General features: G+C 61.8%; 21 protein-coding genes. 8 read left to right on the top strand and 13 right to left on the bottom strand.

Annotated elements, in window-relative coordinates:
- Window positions 1-82: 82 nt before the first annotated feature.
- From V3W27_RS06265 to V3W27_RS06235, 7 genes are all read right to left on the bottom strand, one after another.
- A complete protein-coding gene (locus V3W27_RS06265) occupies window positions 83-445 on the bottom strand; it encodes a Na+/H+ antiporter subunit G (RefSeq protein ID WP_096796380.1) in 363 nt (120 codons plus the stop codon).
- Window positions 442-720, bottom strand: a complete 279-nt coding sequence (locus V3W27_RS06260; protein WP_330206202.1) for a K+/H+ antiporter subunit F — start codon at window positions 718-720, stop codon at window positions 442-444. Before V3W27_RS06260 ends, V3W27_RS06265 begins: the two co-directional genes overlap by 4 nt.
- Window positions 717-1205: a Na+/H+ antiporter subunit E gene (locus V3W27_RS06255; RefSeq protein ID WP_047294965.1), complete on the bottom strand. Its 489-nt coding sequence runs from the start codon at window positions 1203-1205 to the stop codon at window positions 717-719. The genes V3W27_RS06260 and V3W27_RS06255 overlap by 4 nt, the downstream gene beginning before the upstream one ends.
- Entirely contained in the window at window positions 1202-2881 is a 1680-nt protein-coding gene (locus V3W27_RS06250) for a monovalent cation/H+ antiporter subunit D (protein ID WP_202368540.1), read from the bottom strand. Before V3W27_RS06250 ends, V3W27_RS06255 begins: the two co-directional genes overlap by 4 nt.
- The gene (locus V3W27_RS06245; RefSeq protein WP_003225953.1) at window positions 2878-3222 is read right to left on the bottom strand and encodes a Na+/H+ antiporter subunit C; all 345 of its coding nucleotides are present in this window, start codon (window positions 3220-3222) and stop codon (window positions 2878-2880) included. Before V3W27_RS06245 ends, V3W27_RS06250 begins: the two co-directional genes overlap by 4 nt.
- The gene (locus V3W27_RS06240) at window positions 3222-6140 is read right to left on the bottom strand and encodes a monovalent cation/H+ antiporter subunit A (protein WP_115985005.1); all 2919 of its coding nucleotides are present in this window, start codon (window positions 6138-6140) and stop codon (window positions 3222-3224) included. The genes V3W27_RS06245 and V3W27_RS06240 overlap by 1 nt, the downstream gene beginning before the upstream one ends.
- 247 nt (window positions 6141-6387) lie before the next feature.
- Window positions 6388-7323: a DMT family transporter gene (locus V3W27_RS06235; protein ID WP_330206201.1), complete on the bottom strand. Its 936-nt coding sequence runs from the start codon at window positions 7321-7323 to the stop codon at window positions 6388-6390.
- An 85-nt stretch (window positions 7324-7408) separates the two neighbouring features.
- Between V3W27_RS06235 and V3W27_RS06230 the strand changes: the two genes are divergently transcribed.
- Together V3W27_RS06230 and V3W27_RS06225 are read left to right on the top strand one after the other, a co-directional pair.
- Window positions 7409-7972 carry a helix-turn-helix domain-containing protein gene (locus V3W27_RS06230; protein WP_330206200.1) on the top strand — a complete coding sequence of 188 codons (564 nt, stop codon included), beginning with the start codon at window positions 7409-7411 and terminating at the stop codon, window positions 7970-7972.
- A complete protein-coding gene (locus tag V3W27_RS06225; RefSeq protein WP_330206199.1) occupies window positions 7973-9367 on the top strand; it encodes an FAD/NAD(P)-binding protein in 1395 nt (464 codons plus the stop codon).
- Between the two features lie 190 nt (window positions 9368-9557).
- Here V3W27_RS06225 and ppnN read toward each other — a convergent pair whose 3' ends face one another.
- Window positions 9558-10931 (bottom strand): nucleotide 5'-monophosphate nucleosidase PpnN, encoded by a 1374-nt coding sequence (gene ppnN, locus V3W27_RS06215; RefSeq protein ID WP_027612974.1) that lies wholly within the window; start codon window positions 10929-10931, stop codon window positions 9558-9560.
- Between the two features lie 223 nt (window positions 10932-11154).
- On the opposite strand from ppnN, the gene V3W27_RS06210 reads away from it, so the two are divergent.
- Entirely contained in the window at window positions 11155-11682 is a 528-nt protein-coding gene (locus V3W27_RS06210; protein ID WP_225135406.1) for a DUF3087 domain-containing protein, read from the top strand.
- Here the strand turns inward: V3W27_RS06210 and V3W27_RS06205 are convergent.
- Window positions 11679-12065: a DUF2784 domain-containing protein gene (locus tag V3W27_RS06205; protein ID WP_330206198.1), complete on the bottom strand. Its 387-nt coding sequence runs from the start codon at window positions 12063-12065 to the stop codon at window positions 11679-11681. The genes V3W27_RS06210 and V3W27_RS06205 overlap by 4 nt on opposite strands.
- A gap of 152 nt (window positions 12066-12217) precedes the next feature.
- Between V3W27_RS06205 and V3W27_RS06200 the strand changes: the two genes are divergently transcribed.
- From V3W27_RS06200 to V3W27_RS06190, 3 genes are all read left to right on the top strand, one after another.
- A complete protein-coding gene (locus V3W27_RS06200) occupies window positions 12218-12916 on the top strand; it encodes an AzlC family ABC transporter permease (protein WP_330206197.1) in 699 nt (232 codons plus the stop codon).
- Entirely contained in the window at window positions 12916-13227 is a 312-nt protein-coding gene (locus tag V3W27_RS06195) for an AzlD domain-containing protein (RefSeq protein ID WP_166497451.1), read from the top strand. Before V3W27_RS06200 ends, V3W27_RS06195 begins: the two co-directional genes overlap by 1 nt.
- Before the next feature lie 62 nt (window positions 13228-13289).
- Entirely contained in the window at window positions 13290-13433 is a 144-nt protein-coding gene (locus V3W27_RS06190; RefSeq protein ID WP_178085259.1) for a hypothetical protein, read from the top strand.
- A 40-nt stretch (window positions 13434-13473) separates the two neighbouring features.
- Here V3W27_RS06190 and V3W27_RS06185 read toward each other — a convergent pair whose 3' ends face one another.
- The 4 genes from V3W27_RS06185 to V3W27_RS06170 all read right to left on the bottom strand — a co-directional run bounded on the left by V3W27_RS06185 (window position 13474) and on the right by V3W27_RS06170 (window position 16646).
- Window positions 13474-13746 (bottom strand): hypothetical protein, encoded by a 273-nt coding sequence (locus tag V3W27_RS06185; protein WP_047294946.1) that lies wholly within the window; start codon window positions 13744-13746, stop codon window positions 13474-13476.
- Window positions 13747-14024: 278 nt separating this feature from the next.
- Window positions 14025-14705, bottom strand: coding sequence for an SOS response-associated peptidase (locus V3W27_RS06180; RefSeq protein WP_330206196.1), 681 nt, complete (start codon window positions 14703-14705; stop codon window positions 14025-14027).
- 48 nt (window positions 14706-14753) lie between these two features.
- Window positions 14754-15599: an ABC transporter permease gene (locus V3W27_RS06175; protein WP_330206195.1), complete on the bottom strand. Its 846-nt coding sequence runs from the start codon at window positions 15597-15599 to the stop codon at window positions 14754-14756.
- 60 nt (window positions 15600-15659) lie between these two features.
- Entirely contained in the window at window positions 15660-16646 is a 987-nt protein-coding gene (locus V3W27_RS06170; RefSeq protein WP_330206194.1) for an aliphatic sulfonate ABC transporter substrate-binding protein, read from the bottom strand.
- Between the two features lie 292 nt (window positions 16647-16938).
- Between V3W27_RS06170 and V3W27_RS06165 the strand changes: the two genes are divergently transcribed.
- Together V3W27_RS06165 and V3W27_RS06160 are read left to right on the top strand one after the other, a co-directional pair.
- The gene (locus V3W27_RS06165; RefSeq protein WP_330206193.1) at window positions 16939-17886 is read left to right on the top strand and encodes an ABC transporter substrate-binding protein; all 948 of its coding nucleotides are present in this window, start codon (window positions 16939-16941) and stop codon (window positions 17884-17886) included.
- 131 nt (window positions 17887-18017) lie between these two features.
- Window positions 18018-18917, top strand: coding sequence for a polysaccharide deacetylase family protein (locus tag V3W27_RS06160; RefSeq protein WP_330206192.1), 900 nt, complete (start codon window positions 18018-18020; stop codon window positions 18915-18917).
- Window positions 18918-18965 lie beyond the last annotated feature (48 nt).

Below are 18965 nucleotides of genomic sequence, written 5' to 3'. Positions count from 1 at the left end.
AGGCTCACTCCTACATTTGGAATGCGTTCCCCTGTAGGAGTGAGCCTGCTCGCGATGGCGTCATTGCAGACTATATAAAACTTCAACTACCACTCTCGGTCCTGCGACTACTCACCTCAGCCGGCACATCATCCCCGGCCATGCGCTTGCGGAACAACGCCGCCCGCGCGAGCAGCAACGTGGTCACCGGCACGGTGATCGCCAGCAGAATCGGAATCAGCCAGGCATGCATCACCGGCCCGGACTTGAGTGCCGAAAAGCAGATGATCGACGCCAGCGCCACACACCACGCGCCGATTGTCGAGGCCAGCGCCGGCGGATGCATGCGCTGGAAGTAATCCTTCATGCGCAGCAATCCGGTCGCGCCAATCAGTGCAAACACCCCGCTGAGCACCAGCAGGATCGCCACCGGAATCTCCACCCACAGCGATAATTCAGCATTCATTCGATCACCTCGCCACGCAGCAGGAATTTCGCCAGGGCAAACGAGCCGACGAAGCCGAACAGCGCGATCAGCAGCGCCGCCTCGAAATAAGTGTCACTGGAATAACGAATGCCCAGCGTCAGCATCATCAGCATGGCGACGATGTACAGGTAATCCAGCGCGAGTACCCGATCCTGTGCCGACGGCCCCTTGAACAGACGAATCAAGGTCAGAACCATTGCCAGCGAGAACAGGAACAGCGTCAGCAGAATCGCATTCGACAGCAGCGAGCTCATTCGAAAATCTCCATCAACGGCTGCTCGTAGGCAGTCTTGAAGTGGTGGATGAAGTGCGCCTCGTCATCCAGATCCCAAACATGCAGCAGCAGAATGCTGCGATCCAGCGCCAGCTCCGACCATACGGTGCCCGGCACCACGGTGCAGATCATCGCCAGCGCCGCCAGACCGTTGGCGTCGCGCAGGTCCAGCGGCACTTTGACGAAGCGCGAGCGCGGCGGGCGGCGACCGGCGTTGAGCACGCCCCAGGCGACGATCAGATTGGAGAGGATCACGTCACGACCGACCATCACGAACAGGCGCAAAATCGTCAGCGGACGGCGGATGCGCACCTGTTTCGGGCGCAGCTTGCGCATCATCAATGGTGCGGCGAACCCGAGTATCGCGCCGAGCAGCAGGTTGCCCGGGCTGACAGACAGGTTCAGCGTCAGCCACAAAACCCACAACGCCAGGGACAGCAATGGTGCCGGAAATACGCGCTTCATGGCTGCACCTCCAGCATCGCCGCTTTGGCTTCAGGGCTGGGCACGGCGCGGGTGCCGAGCACCGCCATCACGTATTGCTGCGGGTTGTTCAGCGCGTCGGCGGTGGCCTCGGTGTAACGCAGCAGCGGTTCGGCCTTGAAGGTCAGCGCGATGCTCAGCCCCAGCAACAGGAAGATCGGTGCGCATTCAAGCTTGCGCAGCAGCGGCGAAGGGCGCTCCTCGGGCGTCCAGAAACGCTGGATGCCCATGCGCGCGAATGCCATCAACGAGGCCAGTCCGGAGAGGATCAGCAGCGCCAGCAACGCCCATGCAGCGTTCGAGATCGGCGCCTCGCCGCCCAGCCCCAGCGGATTGAGCAGCGCACCGATCAGGTTGAGCTTGCCGATGAACCCGGACAGCGGCGGCATGCCGATGATCAGCAGCGCACAGGCAATGAAACTCAAGCCGAGAAACGCCATGGTCCACGGAATGACCTGACCGACCACGGCTTTCTGCTCGTCGTCGAGGTTGATGCCCTTGGGCGGTTGCAGCGATTCCTGCGGACGCGGCAGCAACTCGCTTTCGTCCTCCAGCGGGATTTCGTTGGCCGAACGCGAACGCTCGATCAACTCCGCCAGCAGGAACAGCGCACTCAGTGCCAGGGTCGAGCTGACCAGATAGAACAGCGCTGCGCCGATCAGGTTTGGCTGGGCGAAACCCACCGCCGACAGCAGAATCCCCGCCGACACCAGAATGCTCAGGCTGGCCATGCGCTCCAGGCGTTGCGCGGCGAGAATCGCCAGCGCCGCGCAGGCGATGGTCGCCATGCCGCCGTAGATCAGCCAGTCGCCACCGAAGAACGCCGAAGCCCCGGCCTGCCCAGAGAACAGCAGCGTCCACAGGCGCAGCAGGGTGTAGACGCCGACCTTGGTCATGATCGCGAACATCGCCGCCACCGGCGCACTGGCCGAGGAGTAGGCCGGCACCAGCCAGAAGTTCAGCGGCCACATGCCGGCCTTGGCCAGGAATGCCACCGCAAGAATCCCCGCGCCGGCGTGCAGCAAGCCGCGGTCGGCTTCCGGCACCAGCGGAATCTTCAGCGCCAGATCGGCCATGTTCAGCGTGCCGGTGACGCCATAGATCAGCGCCGCGCCAATCAGAAACAGCGACGAGGCCAGCAGGTTGATCGAGATGTAATGCAGGCCCGACGACACTCGCGCCCGACCCGAACCGTGCAGCAACAGACCATAAGAGGCCGCGAGCAGCACTTCGAAGAACACGAACAGGTTGAACAGGTCGGCGGTAAGGAAGGCGCCGTACAGGCCCATCAACTGAATCTGGAACAACGCGTGGAAGCTCGATCCCGCGCCGTCCCAGCGCGCCATGGCGAACAGCAGGGCGCTGACGCCGATGATCCCGGTCAGCACCAGCATCAAGGCCGACAGGCGATCAACCACCAGCACGATGCCGAACGGCGCCTGCCAGTTGCCCGGCAGGTACACGCCGATGGAACCGGGCACGCCGGTGGTTTGCGTCCACTGCAGCAGCATCACCGAAATGAACAGGCCGACGAGGCTGGAGAACAGATTGATTTTCGCCTTCAGCGGTCGGTGCTTTTCGCCGAGCATCAACATGATGGCGGCGGTCAGCAGCGGCAGCAGGATCGGTGCCGCGATCAGGTGAGTCATCGCCATCATTCCTTGGGCTCCCGGCCGTCGACGTGGTCGGTTCCGGTCAGGCCCCGCGACGCCAGCAGCACCACCAGGAACAGCGCGGTCATGGCGAAGCTGATGACGATGGCGGTCAGCACCAGGGCCTGCGGCAGCGGATCGGTGTAGTGCAGCAGGTCCTGGGTCACGCCGTCCTTGATCACCGGTTCTTTACCGATGAACAGGCTGCCCATGCTGAAGATGAACAGGTTGACCGCGTAGGACAGCAGGCACAGGCCCATGACCACCTGAAATGTCCGCGGCCGCAATACCAGCCACACGCCGGACGCGGCGAGCACGCCGATGGCGATTGCGATGACTTCTTCCATCAGACGGCTCCTTTGCTGGCGACGGACTTGGGCAGCGACGCGGTCTTGTGACCCCGCACCGATTGGTGGGCGAGGGCGGTGAGGATCAGCAGCGTCGAGCCCACGACCACGGCGTACACGCCGATATCGAAGAACAGCGCGCTGGCGATATGGATCTCGCCCAGCAGCGGCAAGGCGAAATGCCAGGTGTGGGTGGTCAGGAACGGATAACCGACCGCCATCGCGCCGAGGCCGGTGGCGGTGGCGAACAGCAGCCCGGTGCCCATCCAGCGCAGCGGTCGCAGGCTCATTTGCGCCTCGACCCACTGCGTCCCGGCGACCATGTATTGCAGGATGAACGCCACCGACATCACCAGTCCGGCGACAAAACCACCTCCCGGCTGGTTGTGGCCGCGCATGAACAGGTAGCACGACACCACCAGCGCAATCGGCAGCAACAGGCGCACCAGCACCGCCGGCACCATCATGAAACCGAGCGCGGTGTCGCTGGCGCTGCGCGGGTTGACCAGATCGGTGACCACGTCCGGCGCGAGCAGGCGTTGCTGGGCCGGCAGTTGCAGGCTTTCTTTCGGCGGGCGGAAGCGTCGCAGCAGGGCGAACACGGTCAGTGCCACGGCCACCAGTACGGTGATTTCACCGAGGGTATCGAAGCCGCGGAAGTCCACCAGCATCACGTTGACCACGTTGCTGCCACCGCCCTCGGGCATGGCCCGGCTGAGGTAGAACGAGGAAATGTCGTTGGGCGTCTGCCGCGTCAGCATTGCGTAGGACAACAGCGCCATGCCGGCGCCGACGGCAATCGACAGCAGCAAGTCGCGCAAGCGCCGCACGCGGGCCTTGCGCAGGCTCGACGGCAGTGGCGAGACTTCTTCAATCCGCCGGGGCAGCCAGCGCAGGCCGAGCAGGATCAGCACCGTGGTCACCACTTCCACCGCCAGTTGCGTCAGGGCCAGATCCGGCGCCGAGAACCAGACGAAGGTCACGCAGGTCATCAGTCCGCAGACGCTGACCATGGTCAGTGCGGCGAGACGGTGATACTTGGCCTGCCATGCGGCGCCGAGGGCACAGGCAATCGCCAGCAGCCACAGGGTGACGAACACGATCGAACCCGGAATCTTCGGCCGGTCGCCCCAGCTCAGGCTGCTGTGCAACATCGGGATCAGGCCGGCGAGCACTGCCGCCAGGACCATCAGGAACAGTTGCATTTGCAGGCGGCGGGTGCCGAGTCGGCGTTCTACCCGACGGGCCATGCGCATCATCAGCACCAGACTGCGCTCGAACAGGCGCTTGCCGTTGAAGCGACCCACCAGCGGCGGGTATTTGAAGCGGCCCCGCTTGAGCTGGTTGCGCAGCAGCAGATAGACCACGATGCCGCCGGACATGGCGATCAGGCTCATGATCATCGGCGCGTTCAGACCGTGCCAGATCGCCAGGCTGTATTCCGGCAGCGTCCCGCCCACCACCGGCAGCGCGGCGGCTGCGAGCAGCGGGCCGACCACTTGCGCCGGGAAGATCCCGACGACCAGACAGGTGAACACCAGCAGCTCGACCGGCGCACGCATCCAGCGCGGCGGTTCGTGCGGGGTGTGTGGCAGATCGGTAGCGGTCGGGCCGAAGAACACGTCGACGGTAAAGCGCAGCGAGTAGGCGACGCTGAATGTACCGGCGATGGTCGCGACAATCGGCAACGCTGCTTCGACCCACGCGGTGGCGTTGATGAACACGGTTTCGGCGAAGAACATTTCTTTCGACAGGAAGCCGTTGAGCAGCGGTACGCCGGCCATCGACGCGCTGGCAACCATCGCCAACGTCGCGGTGAACGGAATCAGTTTGATCAGGCCGCTGAGTTTGCGGATGTCACGGGTGCCGCTTTCGTGGTCGATGATCCCGGCTGCCATGAACAGCGACGCCTTGAAGGTCGCGTGGTTTAGAATGTGGAACACCGCAGCGACCGCTGCCAGCGGGCTGTTCAGGCCGAGCAGCAGGGTGATCAGGCCCAGATGGCTGATGGTCGAGTAGGCCAGCAGGCCCTTGAGGTCGTTCTGGAACATCGCGCAGTAGGCGCCGAGCAACAACGTACACGCACCGGCGCCGCTGACGATGTAGAACCATTCTTCACTGCCGGACAGCGACGGCCACAGGCGCGCAAGCAGGAACACCCCGGCCTTGACCATGGTCGCCGAGTGCAGATAGGCCGAAACCGGAGTGGGCGCCGCCATCGCGTGCGGTAGCCAGAAATGGAAGGGGAACTGGGCGCTTTTACTGAGCGCGCCAATGAGGATGAGAGGAAGCAGAACAGGGTAGAGAGCATGTGCGCGAATCTGATCGCCGGCGGCCAGGACCTTGTCCAGGTCATAGCTGCCGACGACATGGCCGAGGATCATGACCCCCGCCAGCAGGCATAGTCCCCCGGCACCGGTGACCATCAGCGCCATATAAGCGCCACGCCGGGCATCCGAGCGGTGGTGCCAGTAGCCGATCAACAGGAACGAGAAGAGGCTGGTCAGCTCCCAGAAGAACACGATCTGGATCAGGTTGCCGGAGATCACCAGCCCGAGCATGGCGCCCATGAACGCCAGGAAAAAGGCGAAGAAGCGCGGCACCGGGTCGTCCGGCGACATGTAATAACGCGCATATAAAGAGACCAGAGCGCCGATGCCCAGCACCAGCAACGAGAACAACCAGGCGAAGCCGTCCATGCGCAGGACGAAATTCAAACCGAGGCTGGGCAGCCACATGAATTCTTCGCGGATCACCCCGCCGTGGGCGATTTGCGGGTACAACAGCGCGACCTGCACGGTGCCAATCAGAGCGACCAGACCTGCCAACAGGGATTCGGTATTGCGCGCGTTGTGTGGCAGCACCGCTGCCAGACAGCTGCCAATGAATGGCAGAAGCAGTAGAACTATCAGGGACATAGGCTTCTAATCTGCGGAAGTTTGTGAAGCATCATACGTGCCAGCTCCCTGATTACCAAACCCGAGGATGTCTCAGAATCCTACAAAGTAGTCTGGAATTTTCTGTTTGGCATTGTTTCAGGTAGATGGATATTGCTTGGAATGGCCTCATCGCGAGCAGGCTCACTCCTACAGGGGAAACGCATTTCAATTGTAGGAGTGAGCCTGCTCGCGATAGCTACGGTTCAGGCACTAAAGATATTGCGGATTAACCTTGGGGCTCCCGCTCCAGCTCAGCGTCGTCTTCGACAACCTTACCCTTGGTCTTCAGCTCGCTGACAATCACCGCCGCCACGATCAACCCTGCGCCCACCAAGGCAATCGCCGGCAAGCGCTCCCCGGCAATCCGCCCGACGATACCGGCCCACACCGGCTCACCGGCATAGATCAAGGTTGCCCGGGTCGGCGAAACGCTTTTCTGCGCCCAGTTCATCGCCACCTGAATCGCCGCACTCGCCGCGCCGAGTCCCAGTGCGGTCACCAGCAGCGTCCAGGAAAAATCCGGAAGCGCTTCACCGGTTGGCACCACCAGCAGGAACGACAGCACCGACGTCATCGCCAATTGCACCACGGTCACCCGGCGCACATCGACCTGACCGGCATAGGTGCTGATCAGAATGATCTCGGCGGCGATCGCGATGGCACTGATCAGGGTGGCAATCTCCCCTGGGCTAAAATTCAGCGAAGCGCCGGACGGCCCGGACAACAGCATCAGACCGGTAAACGCCAGCATGATGCCAATGCTCGGCATCAGCCCTGGGCGACGGCCCAGCACCAGCCATTGCAGCAACGGCACGAAGGGCACGTACAGTGCGGTGATGAATGCCGACTGACTGCTCGGGATCGTTTGCAGACCAACCGTCTGCAAGCCATAACCGAGCATGATCGCCACGCCGATGAACGATCCGGCCTTGATCTCGAACAGGGTCAGTTCACGCAAGTGGCGCCAGGAGAACAGCGCGACAATGGCGGCCGCAGCGGCAAAGCGCAGGCCGACAAAGAACATCGGCCCACTGACGGTCATGGCGTGTTGCACCAGCAGAAACGTACCGCCCCAGACCATGGTGATCAGCACCAGCACGCACTCGGCCTTGCTGAAACGGGAGAAGCGAAGAGGCGTGGGGGAGCTGTTCACTGACGTCATGTCCTTGCGCACTATAAAAGGCAGGACGCACAATGCGCCCAACGTTGCGCAGTATACTGCCCAACCCCACCGAGTGAGCAATATAGTGCACAAAGATTCCAGCCAACGGGCGTCCGTCCTGCAACACGTCAGTCACAACGTCCGGCGCCTGCGCCACGCTGCCGACATGAGCCAGACCGCGCTGGCGGAAAAGTCCGGCGTCAGTCGGCGCATGCTGGTGGCGATCGAGGCCGGGGAAAAGAATGTCAGCCTGACCACCCTCGATCGCGTTGCCGACGCGCTCGACGTGGCCTTCAGCGACCTGATCCAGGCCCCCGACGCGCGCGACCCGAGCCGCATCAACGAAGTAGCATGGGCAGGCTCCATTCCCGGAAGCAAAGCGGTGCTGCTTTCCAAGGCCTCCGCCACCCGTGAAGTCGAACAGTGGGAATGGTGCCTGCAGCCGGGCGAGGTCTATCCCTCACAACCGGATGCCGATGGCTGGAGCGAGCAGATTTATGTGTTCGAAGGTAGCCTGACGTTAACGGTGGGGGATGTGACCAATACCATTGCGACCGGCGAGTTTTTCATGTTTGCCAGCAACCAGCCCCACGGCTATCGCAATGACGGGCCGGTGGCGGTGCGCTTTGTGCGCAATGTGGTGATTTGAATGAGCCAGAACGCAGACATCCTGATCATCGGCGGTGGCCTCAGCGGCACGATGCTGGCCGTGCAATTGCTGCGACTGCCCGGCCAGCGTCGGATCCTGATCATCGAACCGCGCGCCGAACTCGGTCGCGGTGAAGCTTACAGCGCCGTCGAACTGGGCCACACGCTCAACGGCAATGCGGCGCGAATGAGTGTCGACCCCGATAACCCCGATGACCTGACTCAATGGCTGACCGCGCACATCGCTGCCGGTGGCTGGCCGGAATCTGCCGAGCAGAATGTGCCGATCAGTGAGCTGTTCCCGCCACGCGGATTGTTTGGCGTGTATGTACAGCAGCGTCTGGCCGAAGCGCGGGTCGTTGGTGCGCAGCACGGTTCGACGGTCGAGCACATCTGCGCCGAAGTCGTCGATCTGCAAAGCGAGGCCGATTCGGTGCAACTGAGTTTGAGCAATGGGCAGACTCTGCGCGGTGCCTACGCCGTGCTCGCCACGGGCATGTTCCCCGCCGCGCGCACGCCGCAGAAGGAGTCCAGCGGCCTGAACGCCGCAGCGCTTGATCCGTGGGATGTCGCCGCCATGCGTCAGCTCGATCCGCAGTCGACTGTGCTGATCATCGGCTCCGGCCTGACCATGGTCGATGCGGTGGTTTCGCTGGAACAAGCCGGGCATCGCGGGCCGATCGAAGTGTTTTCCCGTCACGGACTGTTGCCCCATGTGCGTCGGCAACCGCCGGCGTGGGTGGATTTTCTTGCCGAAGATCAGAGCATTCGCACACCTCGACAGTTGTTGCGCGAGCTGCGCCGGCATTGCCGCGAGGCGATCGCTCAGGGCATCGATTGGCAGGCGCCGCTGGACACGGTGCGGGCCCATATCGGACGGCTGTGGAGTCAGGCGACTGACGTGCAGCGTCGACAATTCGTACGCCATGTGCGGCCGTGGTGGGAGAGTCATCATCACCGGTCGCCGCCGCTGAGTGCAGCATTGGTTGAGCGCTTGCACAACGAAGGACGGTTGCGGATTCAGGCGGCGTCGTTCAAAGGGCTTGAGCCGATGACGGGCGAGGGTGTGAGCATTCGAATTCGGCGTCGCGGCGAGGCGCAAACCTGTGTGGTGCAAGGTGCAGCGCTGATCAATTCCAGTGGCATCGAGTACGACTGGCGCCGCGTCGCGCGCCCGCTGCCGCAGCAGTTGCTGGCGCGTGGGCTGGTGCGTCCGGGGCCGTTGGCGTTGGGGATTGCGGCGGCGGTGGACGGTGCGGTGCTGGACGCTGAAGGGCGGGCCGGCAGCCGATTGTTCGCGATGGGGCCACCGCTGCGCGGGATGTGGTGGGAGAGCACGGCGGTGACGGATGTGGCGTTGCAGGCCAAAGCATTGGCGGCGCGATTGGCGGGATAAGGTTGAGGGTGGTCTTTCGCGATCAGGCTCGCTCCCAAAGGGGACTCCGCTTGGCAATACCCTCTGCGCCACACACCAGAACCTGTGGGAGCGGGCTTGCTCGCGAAGAGGTCGTTTCAGTCAACATCAATGTTGCCTGACACACCGCTTTCGCGAGCAAGCCCGCTCCCACATTGGGGGGCCGGGAGAGTTACGCCACCACGCGATAGCACGGCACATACGCCGCGCCGCCCGGCAGTTTCATCCGGTGCTGGGCGACGAAGGCTTTGAGCAGCGCATCGAGCGGTTGCATGATCGCCGCGTCACCACGGATCTGGTACGGCCCGTGCTCTTCGATCAAGCGGATGCCCTTGTCCTTGACGTTGCCGGCGACGATCCCGGAGAACGCGCGGCGCAGGTTGGCCGCCAGTTCGTGGGGCGGCTGGTCGCGGTGCAGCTTGAGGTTGGCCATGTTCTCGTGGGTCGGATCGAACGGGCGCTGGAAGCTTTCGTCGATCTTCAGCAGCCAGTTGAAGTGGAACGCGTCGTTGCGCTCGCGGCGGAACTGCTTCACCGCTTTGAGGCCGGCGGTCATCTGCCGCGCGACTTCGGCCGGGTCGTCGATGATGATCTCGTAGTGCTGCTTCGCCGCATCGCCGAGGGTGGCGGTGACGAACGCGTCGAGTTGCTCCAGATACGGCGCGGCATGTTTCGGCCCGGTCAGGATCACCGGGAACGGCAGGCCGGCGTTGTCCGGGTGCATCAGGATGCCCAGCAGGTACAGGAACTCTTCGGCGGTGCCGGCGCCGCCCGGGAAGATGATGATGCCGTGGCCAACACGCACGAACGCTTCCAGACGTTTTTCGATGTCCGGCAGGATCACCAGCTCATTGACGATCGGGTTCGGCGCCTCGGCGGCGATGATCCCCGGCTCGGTCAGGCCGAGGTAGCGCCCGCCATGGATGCGCTGCTTGGCGTGGGCGATGGTCGCGCCCTTCATCGGGCCTTTCATCACACCGGGGCCGCAACCGGTGCAGATGTCGAGGCTGCGCAGGCCCAGTTCGTGGCCGACTTTCTTGGTGTATTTGTATTCTTCGGTGTTGATCGAGTGACCGCCCCAGCACACGACGATTTTCGGTTCCACACCCGGACGCAAGGTGCGCGCGTTGCGCAGCAGGTGGAACACGTAGTCGCTGATGCCTTGCGAGGTACTGAGGTCGATGCGTTGGCTGTCGAGTTCGTTTTCGGTGTAGACGATGTCACGCAGGGCGCTGAACAGCATTTCCCGGGTGCTGGCGATCATTTCGCCGTCGACGAACGCGTCGGCCGGGGCGTTCAGCAGTTCGAGGCGCACGCCGCGATCCTGCTGGTGAATGCGGATTTCGAAGTCCTTGTAGGCTTCGAGGATGGTCTTGGCGTTGTCGACATGCGCGCCGGTATTGAGGATGGCCAGGGCGCACTGGCGGAAGAGGGTGTAGGTGCTGCCGGAGCCGGCTTCGCTCAGTTGCTGAACTTCACGTTGAGAAAGGGTTTCCAGGCTGCCTTTCGGGCTGACCGAGGCGTTGATTACGTGTCGTTGGGTCATGCAATGATCCTTAAAACGATGTCATTCCAATGGCAGGCAAATGGCATCCGAATAGTGTGTATCCATGAATGAAGATGGCACGATCTGCGCTGTACCGCCATGTCCCCGTTGGACGCTGAAAAGTTGAAAAGGGCCCCCAGCATAGCTAAATCCCCGAGAGAGGCGATAATGCGCAGCGAGTTTTTTCCGTTGCCCTTTTTATCGCTCAAGGAAGTCATGCCTGATGTTCGAGATCCAGCCGATGGACCCAGCAACGTTTCGCCAGCAGACGCGCCGCAGCACGTTGATCATTGCCGTGCTGTTCCTGGTGCTGGCGATGGTGCTTTCGACGGCGGCAGTGGCGCTGTTCGGCGAGCCCGGCGGCGATAACCTGCGGTTCAATGTCGGAGGGGTGTTCGTGGCTTTCCTGCTGACAGCGGCGCTGATGCGCGGGCAGTTCTGGCAGCAGGCGTGGATGGCCCCGGCGGTTTATAGCTGGCGGCTCAAGCGCAGCCTGATGAGCGTCACCAACGTGATGCATCAGGTGACCGCTGCGGTGGAACAGAACGATCCGACCGCGATGAAAGTCTTGCGCTTCTATCATCTGGGGCTGACCCAGATGCACGAACTGGACGGTAACTCCAGCGATCATGCGCAGTTGCACCGGGAAGTCGAAGCGCACAAAGAGCGGATGCAGGCGCTGGGTCTGGAGATCGACCAGAAGCGCCTGGATCCGGCCTGGCTGCAAGCCTTGAAACCCGCCGCGCGTTAAAACGGAATACGGATGGCGCGGCGCAGTTTCCACGCACGGATCAGGCGTGCATAGACCAGCAGGTTGATCACCAGCACCACGCTGCCCAGCGCCAACTGGATCTGCGGCGTCAGACCTGCGGGGTAGATGATCGGCCAGATGTAGTGCTCGATGAAGCCGCCGGCGTATTCGGTCTGCCCGGCGGCGTGGCGCATCAGGTTTTCCCAGTAGGTCAACGGACAAGTCAGGTGCAACACCTCGACCGCCACGCCCCATGCAGCCGCCGGCAGATGCAGCCACATCAGGCGTGGCCACTTGAGCACCAGCAGCCCGCCGAACAGCACAAACAGAATGAATGACAGATGGAACAGCACCAGCCCGTCGGCTGCGATTCGGTACAGCATGTCGTCTCCCTGACGTGGTTGTGAAGGCCTCCATGGTACGCCGACAGCGACGCCGGGGCGCTGCGATTTAGCGCAAGTGCGCAAGATTGTTCAAGCCATGAAAGGCCAATTGCTGGCAGAGTCTGCGACCGTTTCCTCGGTTGAAGAGCGTTATGTCTGACTCACTTATGCCGCGCCGTGCGTTTCTTCGCGGCGCTGCGGCGATCATGCCGTTATCACTGGCGACGGCGCCGTGGGGGCTGCTGGCCGGCTCCATGGCGATCGAAGCCAACCTCACGCCGTTACAGGGGCAGGGCCTGTCCACCATCGTGTTTGCAGGAGCAGCGCAACTGGTGGCGATCGGCATGCTCAAGGGCGGTGCCGGGATTTTCTCGATCCTGTTGACCACGCTGCTGCTGACCTCGCAGCACCTGTTATATGGGATGAGCATGCGCTCTGTAATCTCGCCGCTGCCCGGGCGCTGGCGCATCGGCCTGGGCTTTTTGCTCACCGATGAACTGTTCGCCCTGACCAGTCAGCATGACCGTCAGCAGTTCAACCGCTGGTTCGCCTTGGGCGTCGGCCTGACGTTCTATATCGCCTGGAACCTGTTCACCCTGGCCGGCATCGTCTTGGGCAGCAGCATTCCGGGGCTTGAGCACCTGGGGCTGGACTTCTCGATTGCCGCCACTTTCATTGCATTGATCACCCCGGTGGTGCGTAACGTGCCGACCGTGGTGTGCGTGGGGGTGTCGCTGTTCTGCTCGGTGCTGTTCAGTTATTGGCAGTGGGGCTCGGCACTGGTGTTGTCGGGGCTGGCCGGGATGACCGCAGGATTTGTCTGCAACAAGTTGTATCGGGGGCGCGCATGATGGTCTGGGCAGTGATTTTCGGCATGGGGATTCTGGTGTTCCTCAACCGTTACGTGTTTCTTGAACCGCGCCTGCCGCTGCGTTTGAGCAGTAATGCTCGGCAGTTTCTCGGGTTTGCCGTACCGGGCATGCTCACGGCGATTTGCGGGCCGATCGTGTTCATGCCGGACAAACAGTTGAATTTACAGTGGGATAATCCGTATTTGCTGAGTTCGCTCGTAGCGATCGGGCTGGTGCTGTACACCCGCAATACCTTGCTCAGCATGCTTTTGAGCATGGCGTTTTTCTTTTTGCTGCGCTGGTGGTTGTAAGTTGCCAGGAAAAAACTGTTCTACGCTTGTTGGATGACTATTTTCGACAAGGCGAGGTGCACATGACGACCGAGCAAAAGCGTCCCGATGAAGACGAAGAAGTAGACGAGCCCAGCGAAGAAGAAATCGAGCGCGAGAAACGCAAGGAACAGACGTGGAAGCACGACGATGGCAAGGAACTCACCGGGCCTGACGTGAAACTCTGACAACATGCAAGAAGCCCCGCAGCAGCGGGGCTTCTTTTTTTCAGAGGTCTTCCAGGTGCGGGAAGTCCGGATGTGACGCCCGATAGCCCAGGGTCTTGTCGATCCACGCATTGAGTTCGTTGACCATCACCGGTGGGTGCCCGGGATAGCCTTCGAGAGTCGTGCGCAGGATGCGTTCGATGTCCGGCACTGAACGCAGGTTTCGGGTCTTGATGTAGTGGCCGATAAAACAGTCGAGTTGAAAGCGTTCTGTCATGGACAGATAAATACACTCCAGGCCGTTGGCCTGTTTGATTGCAAAATCGTCGCGCAACTTAGTTCTCTGCAAGGCTTGTTAAAGTTGTAGGGGATTCCTGGTTTTGATGACTCTTTGGTCAACTGGTATGCCAAATGGAAATGCGGCGCGCATGCTATCCGTAGTGCATGTAAATGTATGTATGACGGTTGAAATGTCAGACAGGCGGTTGGTTCGCTCAAACGACTGTTTTTTCCGGGCTGTCTCAGCGATGAAACACTCACTGTAAAGATCGAGTGTCACCTGTTATCACCTGCGGCAGCTCCTACAGGGTAAACGCGTGAGATCACGGATCTTTAAGCCACTTCGTCAATCAGTCCGGCACCCTGATTGCGTGAATTGCCGACGGCTTTGCCAACCTTGTGCCAGGCGAAGGCATCACTGGGTTCGCCTTCAAACAGCAGCATCTGTTCGGCGCGTTCAACAGGCGTGGCGCTGTCGAGCCACTCGGCAGCCATGTCAGCGCGAAATATCACGGGTCTTCGATCATGGATATCGAGCAGGCCGCCGACGCTGTCGGCGGTGATGATCACGAATCCATCGTCTTCCCGGCCATCGCTGCCGGGTGTCGGAAATTGTCCGATGGCGGCACAGAAAAGCGGCCCGTGATCGGCACGACGGATCAGCCACGGTTGTCGGGTTTTATCCGGGCCGTCGACCCATTCGAACCAGTTGTCGACCGGCACGATCAACCGATGACGCCAGATCGCCCGGAAGAACGGCCCATGGGCGACTTTCTCCACGCGCGCGTTGATCGGCGCCGCGCGGTCTTTGGCCCAGTGCGGGCGCCAGCCCCAGCGCAGGTTGTCGGCATACAGGCGTTGATCATGTTGATGGAGCACCGCGAGTGACGTGGTCGGCGCCGCGTTGTATCGCTCCAGCGCAGCGTCGCCGACGTGATTGATCAGCGCATCGGGAATGCTCAGCACCGCGACAAAGTCGTGAATGCCGCGGTACTGCGAGAGTCTTCCGCACATGCGCCGAATCTCCGGTTGGACGCTTTCAGCATAGTTGGCTCTGGCCAATCAATCCTGCGCCTCCTGACCGGTGAACGTGTCGCGCCAGACCAGCCAGCGGCGTTCCAGCACTGCGAGCAAACCGTCGCTGAGTTTGCCGAGCAAGGCGAGCACGATGATCGCCGCCAGCACGATGTCCGGTCGCGAGGTTTCGCGGCCGTCGCTGAGCAGATAACCGAGGCCCTTGGTCGCGGCGATCAGCTCGGCGGCCACCAGAAACATCCACGCCAGACTCATGCCGCTGCGCAGTCCGGTGAACAGGCCGGGCAGAGCGGCGGGCAGCAGAATCCGCCGCACCAGTTGCCAGCGGCTGAAGCCATAGATGCGCCCGACCTCGACCAGTTTGCGATCGATGTTGCGAATCGCCGCGACCACGTTGACGTACACCGGAAAAAACGCGCCGATGGCGATCAGCACGATCTTCGAGGTTTCATCGATGCCGAGCCACAGCAGCAACAGCGGCACCCAGGCCAGACTCGGAATCGAACGCAGCGCGGCGAATGTCGGTTCCAGATACGCTTCGGCATCACGACTGAGCCCGACCCACGCGGCGAACACCAGCGCCAGGCTGGCGCCAATTGCAAAACCGAGCAACACCCGCAACAGGCTGGCGCTGATGTGTTTCCACAGGGCGCCTTCGGCGAGGTCGGTGAGGGTCAGGGCGATCTCGCTCGGAGCAGGCATTTGATAGGACGGCAGCCAGCCGAGACGCACGATGAACTCCAGGGCGACCACGATCAGCAGCGGCAGGGCCAGACCTTTCAGGCGCCGGCGCCATGTCGGGTTGAGAGATGAAGGACGCGGCTTCGACAAGCTGCGAGGCGGCGCGGGCAGTTCGTTACTGCGAGTGCTCATACGTGGGCTCCGCTCACAGCGAATCCGCGTCGGGCGCGGATGGGCTGTGAGTCTGGTCGGTTACTGGCGGGCGACAGCTTGCTGCACGCCGCTGTCGAGCAACTGATCGATGACTTGATCAACATTCACTCCACGCCGCACCAGTTCCTCGGAGACCAGAATCGGTGCTGCGGCTTTCGACGCTTGCACGTCGTTGGCGGTCAGTTGCGGACTGCTCAGGTCGGTGCGCGACAACTGCAGTTTGGCCACGTCCAGCGGCAGACCGGATTCCTTGGCAAGCAGGGCAGCGAACTCGTCGGGATTTTTCAGCGCCCATTCGCGCGCCTGCTCGTAGGCTTTGATCACGGTATCGATGGTTTGCGGATGCTCCTTGGCGTACTGCTCGGTGACGCTGACCACGCCGTAGCTGTTGAACGCCGGGTTGCGATACAGCAGACGCGAACCGGCTTGCACCTGACTGGCGGCCATGTGCGGATCGAGTCCGGCCCAGGCGTCGACATCGCCTTTTTCCAGCGCGGTGCGCCCGTCCGGATGTTGCAGGTGCACCAGTTCCACGTCGTCTTTCTTCAGCCCGGCCTGTTGCAGGCTGCGCAGGGTGAACAGATACGGATCGGTGCCTTTGGTGGCGGCGATTTTCTTGCCCTTGAGGTCGGCGACGCTCTGGTACGGCGAATCCTTGCGCACCACCAGCGCGGTCCATTCGGCGCGGCTGTAAACGTACACCGATTTGATCGGGCTGCCGTTGGCCCGGCTCAGCACCGCAGCGAGGCTGGCGCTGGAGGCGAAATCGACGCCGCCGCTGTTCAGATATTCCAGCGAACGGTTACTGCCCTGGCTCAGCACCCAACTGACTTTGGTCTGTGGCAGGGCCTTTTCAAGAAAACCGAAATGTTTGAGCACCAGACTCACGGGTGAGTAGTAGGCGTAATCCAGATGGACTTCCGCGGGCGGCGCTTCGGCGGCTTCGGCTAGCGGTTGCAGGCTCAATGCCATGGCGCTGGCGACCAGCAGCGTTTTGAGGCGGGTAAACGGTAAGAACGATGTCATGGGGCGCTCCGGCAAAGGCACTGGTTGTTATGTCCAAAAATATATTTTTATCGGCTGCGTCCTGCATGAATGGAATATTGCAGGCTCTGTGCCATGTGCGTTTCGACCCATGTTTACTGGGTTTTCCCCGGTTTTAGCGCCTTTCAACTGTTGCTTGGGAAACATTGTGGCAAGGCACTGTTGCGCAGCGGACAGTGAGCATTCCGGGCGCTGAGCTTATGCCTTAATCGAATTTAAAATCGGTTTATCAACAGCGTTATGGTCTATGCAAAATCCCGTCGCAGGACCTCCCATGAAGCTCTCTCGTTTGCTCCGCAGCACACTGATGACCGCATTATTCACCGCACCGCTTGCCCACGCCGCCGAGCCGTTGGTCCTGCATGTTGGTGACCAGAACTACTACAACATCCGCGCTTCGGTCGAAGCCTCCGGCGTGTTGAAAGACGCGCCTTACAGCGTCGACTGGAAGCACTTCCAGGCCGCCGCGCCACTGGCCGAGGCGTTGCAGACCGGCTCGCTGGATCTGGGCTTTCTTGGCGATTCGGGTTTTCTGTTTCTCGCCGCCAAACAGGCGCCGGTGAAACTGATCGGTGTGTCGCGGCAGAACCCGGACACTATCGCCTTGCTGGTGCCGAAAGATTCGCCGGTGAAAACCATCGCTGATCTGAAGGGCAAAAAAGTCGCCTACTGGCCCGGCGCCTGGAGCCAGCAGCTGACCTTGCGCGCCCTGGAGCAGGGCGGTCTGCCGGAAAATTACGTCGACTTCGTCAAATTGATGCCGATTGATGCGGCGGCGGCATTGCCACAGGGCAGCATCGACGCCTTCCCGGTGTGGGAACCATACATCTCCCAGCAAATTGTGTTCTCCGATGCGCGGCCGATTCTCACCGCGAGAAACCTGATGCCGGGCCTCAGCGCGATTGCCGCGTCGGCGCCTTCGATCGACAGCAAACGCGCAGCGATCGCCGATTTTCTCGGGCGTTTGAAACAGGCGCGGGCCTGGGTCGACAGCCACACCGACGAATACGCGGACCTGTGGGCGAAGAAAGCCAATCTCGATCAGCAGGTTTCACGGCACTGGTTGCGTCAGGCGCACATGACTGTCGGGCCGGTGGATCAGCAGGCGGCGGTCGACCTGCAAGGCACCGCGGACTTCCTGTTCAAGGTCAAGGCACTGCCGGCGCCGCTGGCCACCGCCGGGGTTATCGATACCTCGTTTCAACAGGCTCTGGCTGACTGAGCGAGCGCCGGATCCAAAGCCTGTGTACCCTATCCAGACCTGGCTCGCGAAGCCGGGCGCAGGGATGGATCAGGGCGAGGGAGTTTTGCCAGTCGACAACAGGGCCGCAACGGTCAGGCGCAAGGCAAAACATGAAATACGCGTTCAATCTTCTCTGTGCAGCGGCCATCGCGCTTGGGCTGGCCGGCTGCATTGCCGCGCCGATCGAGATGACCGCGCAAACCGAAACCCGGCTCAAGGCCCAGGCCCCGGTGCGTTTTCTGCTGACCTTCGATGATGGCCCCAGCGCCTCGAGTTTCTGGAACCCTTCGGCGACCGTGCTCGATAGCCTCAAGGTCAACCCGGTGCAACCGGACATCAAAGCGGTGTTCTTCGTCCAGACCCGCGCGCCTCGCGCCGGTAACAGTGACATTGGTCGCGGCATCATGCGGCGCGAGCACGCCGAAGGGCACATCCTCGGATTCCACACCGCCACCCATTGGCACACCAATCATCGCTCGCTCGATCCGCAAGAACTGGAACAGTCGTTGCGCAACGGCACGGCGGATATCGCCGCGATCACCGGAGCAGCACCGATCCTGCTGCGCCCGCCATTCTGGAATTACGACAAGCGCACCTTCGCCGCGTATCAGCAGCATGGCTTGCACGTGTTGTTGACCGATTTGAGCGCCAATGACGGCAAGATCTGGGGCTTCAACGCCAGTCCCCGACGTCGGGCGAATATGCTGCGCCAGCTATCGGAAGTCCGCGAGCGCATTGCCCTCGGCGAATTTCCGACCGTAGACGGGGTGATTCCGGTAGTGGTGACCTTTCATGACCTCAACCGCTACACCGCGCGGCATACCCGCGAGTACCTGCAGATCCTGCTCGACAGCGCCGCCGCCACGGGCGTGAGACTGGCGGACAAACCGTTCTACGATGATCACGCGGCGCTGCAGAAAGCGGCGCTGGCGCGCACGGTTCAGCAGAGTTCGCAGCCGGTGCAGTTGCCGGGAATGTGGAACTGGATCTGGGATCATGACGCGCACTGAGGCCGCGATGGAAATGTGATCGGGTTGGCACTTGCTTGGGCGGCAGAT

Origin of the sequence: Pseudomonas sp. AM14(2022), assembly GCF_036346455.1 — a bacterium.
In the GTDB taxonomy this organism is placed as follows: Bacteria; Pseudomonadota; Gammaproteobacteria; order Pseudomonadales; family Pseudomonadaceae; genus Aquipseudomonas; species Aquipseudomonas putida_A.
The sequence above is the reverse complement of the archived record's forward strand: the minus strand, read 5'-3'. Positions and strand labels throughout refer to the sequence as shown.